General features: G+C 63.2%; 8 protein-coding genes. 6 read left to right on the top strand and 2 right to left on the bottom strand.

Annotation, left to right across the window (positions count from 1 at the left end):
• The 5 genes from EOA28_RS20080 to EOA28_RS20100 form a co-directional block, all read left to right on the top strand.
• On the top strand, window positions 1–835 hold an 835-nt coding region (locus tag EOA28_RS20080), incomplete at its 5' end, for a chromate transporter (protein WP_148670770.1).
• A gap of 247 nt (window positions 836–1,082) precedes the next feature.
• Window positions 1,083–1,292 (top strand): hypothetical protein, encoded by a 210-nt coding sequence (locus EOA28_RS20085; RefSeq protein WP_128298154.1) that lies wholly within the window; start codon window positions 1,083–1,085, stop codon window positions 1,290–1,292.
• A 16-nt stretch (window positions 1,293–1,308) separates the two neighbouring features.
• Window positions 1,309–1,878 carry a sigma-70 family RNA polymerase sigma factor gene (locus EOA28_RS20090; protein ID WP_127251242.1) on the top strand — a complete coding sequence of 190 codons (570 nt, stop codon included), beginning with the start codon at window positions 1,309–1,311 and terminating at the stop codon, window positions 1,876–1,878.
• Complete coding sequence (locus tag EOA28_RS20095; protein ID WP_128315201.1) at window positions 1,865–2,800, top strand: anti-sigma factor; 936 nt, start codon at window positions 1,865–1,867, stop codon at window positions 2,798–2,800. The genes EOA28_RS20090 and EOA28_RS20095 overlap by 14 nt, the downstream gene beginning before the upstream one ends.
• 201 nt (window positions 2,801–3,001) lie before the next feature.
• On the top strand, window positions 3,002–3,895 hold the full coding sequence (locus EOA28_RS20100; protein WP_128315202.1) for an adenylate/guanylate cyclase domain-containing protein: 894 nt from the start codon (window positions 3,002–3,004) through the stop codon (window positions 3,893–3,895).
• 116 nt (window positions 3,896–4,011) lie between these two features.
• On the opposite strand, the gene EOA28_RS20105 is transcribed toward EOA28_RS20100, so the two are convergent.
• Together EOA28_RS20105 and EOA28_RS20110 are read right to left on the bottom strand one after the other, a co-directional pair.
• Window positions 4,012–4,806: an SDR family oxidoreductase gene (locus EOA28_RS20105; RefSeq protein ID WP_126080913.1), complete on the bottom strand. Its 795-nt coding sequence runs from the start codon at window positions 4,804–4,806 to the stop codon at window positions 4,012–4,014.
• Entirely contained in the window at window positions 4,803–6,137 is a 1,335-nt protein-coding gene (locus EOA28_RS20110; RefSeq protein ID WP_128298430.1) for an alpha-glucosidase/alpha-galactosidase, read from the bottom strand. Before EOA28_RS20110 ends, EOA28_RS20105 begins: the two co-directional genes overlap by 4 nt.
• 146 nt (window positions 6,138–6,283) lie before the next feature.
• Here EOA28_RS20110 and EOA28_RS20115 point away from each other — a divergent pair.
• A partial coding sequence (locus EOA28_RS20115) for a cupin domain-containing protein (RefSeq protein WP_128315203.1) occupies window positions 6,284–6,666 on the top strand: 383 nt, incomplete at its 3' end.

Below are 6,666 nucleotides of genomic sequence, written 5' to 3' on the forward strand. Positions count from 1 at the left end.
CGGTTGGATCGGCAACCGCTTCGCGCCAGGCCTGTTTTCCGGCTCGGCCCATGGCAAGGGTGGGGCTACCGTCGACAGAATCGGCGTGGTCGACCTGATGTTCGAACGCGGCGAGCTGGCCCACACCGTGCCCACCAAATGGCACGCGGTCCGCACCATCGCCATCTGGCTGCCGCTCTGGCTCGGACCGGTGGCGCTGATCGCCGTGCTGGTGGGGCCAGGCAGCGTGTGGGCGCAGATCGGCGGCTTCTTCAGCCTGATGGCCGTCGTCACCTTCGGCGGCGCCTATGCGGTTCTGGCCTATGTCGCGCAGGCGGCGGTCACCTCTTTCGGCTGGCTGTCACCCGGCCAGATGGTCGACGGGCTGGGCCTCGCCGAGACAACGCCCGGACCGCTGATCCTGGTGCTGCAATTCGTTGGCTTCGCCGCCGCCTATCGCCATGCCGGCCTTGCCAGCCCGCTGCTCGCCGGGTCGCTCGGATCGCTGCTGACGCTCTGGGCGACCTTCGTGCCCTGCTTCTTCTGGATATTTCTGGGCGCCCCCTACATCGAGCAGCTGAGGCAGAACCGAGCGCTGGCAGCGGCGCTCGGCGCGATCACCGCGGCGGTGGTCGGCGTGATCATGAACCTGGCGCTGTGGTTCGCGCTGCATGTCGTCTTCGGCAAGGTCGCAAGCGTCGGTTGGGGCGTGGAGGTGCCGGTCCTGTCCTCGCTCGACTGGCGCGCCGCGCTGCTGTCGGTTGCGGCGATGGTTGCCATGTTCAGGCTGAAACTCGGCATGCTGCCGACGCTGGCGGCATCGGCGCTGGCGGGACTTTTCCTGTCGGCGCTATAGGCCGCGCGCAGTTCCGATCACATCAGCGTGAATGAAAAAGCGGAGCGGCCGGGAATAAACGGCCCGGTCCGCCGGTCTCCAAGGCATGCGCCTTTTTGCGCAACGGCAGGAGACCATCATGAAGCGGCACGAAGACAGATACGCACGGGTCGGAGAGGGCGAAGGCGTCAGCCGGCGTCGACCTTTGGAGCGTTGGCGCCGGGCGCATCTGTTCCGGGCGATCCCGCCACGCCGCCGGCCCTGATCCGTGCCGATCGCAACCATCGAAACCCACGACCATGACGGCGAGCACCCCGTTGCAGCCAGCGATGCGCCGTCCCCTTGTGAGGCGCCCCTTGCTTCCGAGACTCTTGACTCCGGTGACACCAATGCCTTCTCCTCCCTCGAAGCAGGCGCCATCGCCTGCGGTCGCGATCTTCACCCGCACGAGCAGGGACAGATCGTCGCCTCCCGCTGAGGGAAGCGGCAGACCCATGGCGGGAGCGCCCGACGGCGGAACGGTGTTGAGCGAAAAGATGCTGGCCGCGCGTTTTGCCGAGGTGGTGCTACCGCATCTTGGCGATGCGCTGTCGCTCGCCCGCTGGCTGACCGGCAACACCGCCGATGCCGAGGACGTGGTGCAGGAGGCCTGCCTCAAGGCGCATGCGGGCATCGCCGGATTCGCTGGGGGAAATCCCCGCGCGTGGCTGCTCACCATCGTGCGCAACGCCTCCTATACATGGATGGCGAAGAACCGGCCGCGCAGCGTGGTGGCGGTCGGCGACCTCGCCGATCTCGACGACGTCTCGCCGCCGCCCGACAATGATGCCGACAGCCCGGAGGCGGCGCTGATCGCCAAGGCAAATTCGGCGGCGGTGGAAGCGGCGATCGCGAGGCTGCCGCAAGCCTTCCGCGAAACGCTGGTGCTGCGCGACATAAACGGTCTCAGCTACCGCGAGATCGCCGCCATGCTCGGCGTGCCGCAAGGCACGGTGATGTCGCGACTGGCAAGGGCTCGCGGCCTGTTGATGACGGAACTTGGAGGGCGCCATGAGCCCGCATGAAAATCGCCCGCGTGAGGATGGCCCCCGTGAGGATGGATTGCCGCAAGACCCGCAGGATATGAAGCTGATGATCCACGCCCTTGTCGATGGCGAGCTCGATGCCGCCGCCGCACTTGCCGTCGAGCGGCGCATGGCCGCCGATCCGGAACTGGCCGCCGAGCATGCGCGCCTTGTGGCGCTGCGTGGCGCTGTCGCCAGCGTGCCGCGCCCGACCGTCAGCGACGATTTCCTGGCGCGTATCGCCGCCATTGCCGAGGTGAAAAGCCCGGAAGAAGCGGAGGCGCCAAACGTCTCTTCCGCGAAGGCTGAGCCGCTGCCGCAACAGCAGCAAGGCAATGTCGTCGCGATGCAGCCGCGCGCGTCGCGCTGGTTCAACTCCTTCGACTGGCGCCAGATGGCGGCCTCAATCGTACTGACGGCGTTCCTCGCCAGCGGCGCGACGCAGTGGCTGGCGACGGCGGATAACGGGGCCGAAAGTTTCGCCGTGGCCGTCGCCAACGGCCATCGCCGCAGCCTGCTCGCGGCGAATCCGGTCGACATCGTGTCGTCCGACCGCCATACGGTGAAGCCATGGCTCGACGGCCGTATCGGCGTGTCGCCGGCGGCGCCGGACCTGGCCAAGGACGGCTACGCGCTGCTCGGCGGCCGCGTCGAGGTGATAGGCGACAGACCGATGCCGGCGCTGGTTTATCGCCATCACGAGCACCTGATCACGCTGGTCGCCGCACCCCGGCAGAACGAGGCCAAATCGATGCCGGTGGCGGACGACCTCTCGGCGGGGGGCTTCCTCCTGGTTCACTGGACCGACGATGCCTTCTCCTACTGGGCGATCTCGGATGCCGAACGCCCGGCGCTCGACGATTTCGTCGCCCGCTTCCGGGCGGCGATCATCGCCAATCCGACCGCGGGCAGTCCGGGGTAGGGAAACGAAACCTTTTATCGCCGCTATTTCTGAGGCCGATAATCCGTTTGGCTGGATGAGCGAAGGCAGGTGCCTGTCCGTCCAAGATGATCGCGCCAAAGCACTTGCCCCGTTGCGCCGGCCCCAAGACGCGCAAGTAGATAGCTCAAGGTCGACTTTGGTATGTTATAAACGCTCCGTTCTCGGGGCGGATACGGGGCAATGGATCAGGAAAGACTTCTAGCCGCAGTCCTCCTAGCTGATGTCGTGGGCAGCACGCCGCTCTATGAGCGCATTGGCGACGATGCCGCCCTGCGGCAGGTCTCGGATTGCCTCGACGCGATACGCGCGATCGTCGCCCAGCACGGCGGTGACTTCATTTACTCGAAGGGCGATGACGTGCTCAGTCTGTTCGAGAGCTCGGAGGCGGCGCTGAGGGCCGTCTGCCAAATCAACACCCAACTGACGAGGGGGCCGTTAAGCGCCCGGATCGGATTGCATTTCGGGGCGGTCATTCGCGCGCGCGGCGCGGTATTCGGCGATGTTGTCAATGTCACCGCAAGGCTGTCCACCACGGCCAATCCGGGGGAGGTGCTGATCAGCCAGAGCTTCTTCGAAGCGCTTTCGGCGGGCAGCCGCAGTGCCTTGCGGCTCCTCGACCAAATGGGGTTCAAGGGCAAGCAGGGACTCTTCGATGTCTATACCCTGCGGAGCGACGATGGGGCGCTCAGTACGCAGATCGCCAGCCGGGGCACCATTATCGAAAGGCGCTCCGCGCCGCCGCGGCAGATCAATCTGGTCATCCGCTATGGAGATCAGTTGGGGTCCTGCCGAAACAATGAATTCGTGACGATCGGCCGATCTCCGGAATGCGATATCGTCGTCCAGCGGCCCTGGGTCTCGAGGCACCACGCGACCTTCACCATTTCGAATGGCAAGGCACGGCTTGTCGAGCGGAGCTCGTCAGGCACATTTGTGTCGATGGGACCCGGCCAGGAAGAAGTATTCGTACGCCGCGAGGATATCCTGCTCTTCGGCTCCGGCGTCATCTCGCCCGGACGCAGATCGTCCCTCCGCGACGCCCAGGTCCTGCACTACGAAGTTGTCTCAGGCTGACCTGGCCGGTTGGGCGGGATCGCCGCACCGCCGGCTCTAGATCTCGGCCGGAATTGTCCTGTCGGATGCTGCGATGAGCGGCAGGCCAAGTTTCATCAGCCGCTTGATAGTCACCTTCAACGCGCCGCTTCCGGCAGGATCGCGGTCGACATTTCGGGCAAGGTCTGCCCGCCGTCTACGATGATACTTTGGCCGGTGATGTAAGCCGCTTCATCGGAAGCGAGAAAACGCACCGCGTGGGCAACGTCCTGCGGTGTGCCGAGACGGCGAAGCGGCACGGCGGCGCATTGTGCATCCACGAAGCTTTGTGACTGATGCTCCATCACGCCCTCCGTCAGGATGTTGCCCGGCTCAACGGCATTCAGCGTAACGTTCCAAGGCGCAAATTCGAGGGCCGCCGTGCGCATGAAGCCCAGAATTCCTGCCTTGCTAGCCGCATAGTGAGAATACCCAGGAGAAGATACGCGCGCACCCGTTATTGAGGACAAAAAGACCACCCTGCCGTGGCGCTGCCGCTGAAAATAGGGCAGGCAAGCCTTCGCCAGCAGGAAGGGCCCTCGCAGGTTGACCGCCATGACGCTGTCCCACTCGTCGGGCGTAATCGATGCGATATTGGTGTTCGGATAGATCGCAGCATTGGCAACGGCAATATCAAGTCGACCCATCTCGGCAAAGATATCATCGATCACGTGCGTGACCTCCGACTCATCGCTTGTATCCATGCGGCGATAAGTTGCTGCCAGACCCATTGCGCAAATGTTGGCGGCGGCGCGATAGCCGTCGACGTCCTTTATGCCCGTCAGGACGACTTGCGCTCCGGCGCGCGCCAGTTCAGTAGCAACACCCAGTCCGATCCCGCGTTGTGCGCCGGTGACGATGGCAACCTTTCCCAACAGGTCGAAGCCACTCATTGGGCAGCCCGAGCAAAAGCGGGCAACAAGCTGCCATGAGCTTCGATCAGCGCATCCACCAGGGCATCGATTTCGGCAAGCGAAAGCTCCGCTGCCGTGTGAGGGTCCATGGCGGCTGCGTGGTAGATGTGCTCGCGCTTCCCCGTGAGGGCGGCCGTCACGGCCAGCTCCTGCACATTGATGTTGCTCCGCATGATGGCGGCAAGCTGAACCGGGATGCGTCCGATGCGGATAGGCTGAATGCCGTTGCGATCGACATGGCAAGGAACTTCAACCGCAGCGTTCGATGGCAGATTTTCGATTAGGCCCCGGTTGGCGACATTGCCGTAGATCAGGCTTGGCTCACCCGTCACGCAGGCATGAATGATGGCGGCAGCATACTCCTTGCTGCGCGAGACTTCGATCGGCCGACTCTCGTCTTCCAGTTCGTGGCGCAGTTCATGCCATTGCGCGACCTGTCTTTCGCAACGGGTGATGTATTCGTCGAGCGGCAACCTGAATTCTTCCAGCAAGTCCTCGCGCCCGCGCTTGATGAACCAGGGCGTGTATTCCGAAAAGTGGATGGAACTCTCGGTAACGAAATGGCCGGAGTGCTTCATGACCGCGAAACGAACTGCATCATCGACGGGAAAAGTCCCATCGCGGGCAATCTGCCGAAGCCGCGGATAAAGGTCTACACGGCCGCCGCCCGGCAGGCGTTTTTCGAACTTGAGGAAAAAGGCCACATGATTAAGGCCGGCACACAGATAGTCGATGTCGGCAATATCCTCGCCGAGAGTGCGGGCCAGGAATTGCGATGTTTCCTGAACGGAGTGACACAGGCCGACATAGCGAATGTCCGGGTAGCCCTCGGCCATGGCCCAGCTGATCATGGCCATCGGGTTCACATAGTTCATCATCAGCGCCTGCGGGCAGTGCTTGCGCATGTCGTCGGCGATGGCAAACACGACGGGAATTGTACGCAGAGCCCGGAAGATGCCGCCGATGCCCAGAGTGTCGGCGATGGTCTGCCTCAGGCCGAACCTCTTCGGGACTTCGAAATCGGTGACAGTGGCCGGCTTATAGCCGCCCACCTGCATCATCAGGATGACGAAGTCGGCGTCCTTGAGGGCGATTGCCCGATCGACTGTCGCGACGAGCCTTACCTCGTCCTCGATCCCAAGCGCGCGGCAGATGCGGCGTGTCATGATCTCGGAGGTGGCAAGGCGGTCCCGATCGAGATCGTGAAGCGCGATTTCGCAACGCGAGAGAGCTTCATTGCTCAGCACGTCGCTGAGGATGTTGCGGGCGAACACCGTACTTCCGGCGCCGACGAGACAGATCTTGGGCATTGCGGGTATCCAGTCCTTGCTATGCGCTTTCGACGCAGCTTCCCTATTGCCATTGGAAACCGGAAAATGCTTGCTTGAATGCAATTGATATTTCCGGTTTTTAAGTGGAACCGCGCTAGCCGGGGCGCGAAGAACGGAGGGAGCGAATGCGTCAGCTTGACCCGCGCCAGACCGGCAACCGTTTTCTCAAGCCGGACGAATTCCTGGCTGAGACGCATATCGTGGAGCCTATGCCGGAAGCCCACTGGCACGACCATGTGGAACTCAACGTCATCACGCGCGGCGGCATGACCTATCTCATCAATGGCAAGCAGGTCAGCCTGCGCGAAGGCGCCATCTACTGCTTCTGGGCCGCTGTTCCTCACCAGGTGATATCTGCTGGTGACGGAACGGAGCTTGTCTGCATCTACGTGCCATTCGCCGATCTTCTGTCGCTTGCGGTCTCAAGTGATTTCAAGAACGACCTCATGGCGGGTCACGTCGTCACGGGCTCGTCCATCGACGCTGCCGACACATTATTGGTGACGCG

The sequence above is a fragment of the Mesorhizobium sp. M2A.F.Ca.ET.067.02.1.1 genome (assembly GCF_004023285.1).
Lineage (GTDB): Bacteria > Pseudomonadota > Alphaproteobacteria > Rhizobiales > Rhizobiaceae > Mesorhizobium.

Bases quoted from the DNA above. Each gene is read 5' to 3' on its own strand.
- EOA28_RS20090 (WP_127251242.1), top strand. From the start codon at position 1,309: ATGGCGGGAGCGCCCGACGGCGGAACGGTGTTGAGCGAAAAGATGCTG.
- EOA28_RS20095 (WP_128315201.1), top strand. From the start codon at position 1,865: ATGAGCCCGCATGAAAATCGCCCGCGTGAGGATGGCCCCCGTGAGGAT.
- EOA28_RS20100 (WP_128315202.1), top strand. From the start codon at position 3,002: ATGGATCAGGAAAGACTTCTAGCCGCAGTCCTCCTAGCTGATGTCGTG.
- EOA28_RS20105 (WP_126080913.1), bottom strand. From the start codon at position 4,806: ATGAGTGGCTTCGACCTGTTGGGAAAGGTTGCCATCGTCACCGGCGCA.
- EOA28_RS20110 (WP_128298430.1), bottom strand. From the start codon at position 6,137: ATGCCCAAGATCTGTCTCGTCGGCGCCGGAAGTACGGTGTTCGCCCGC.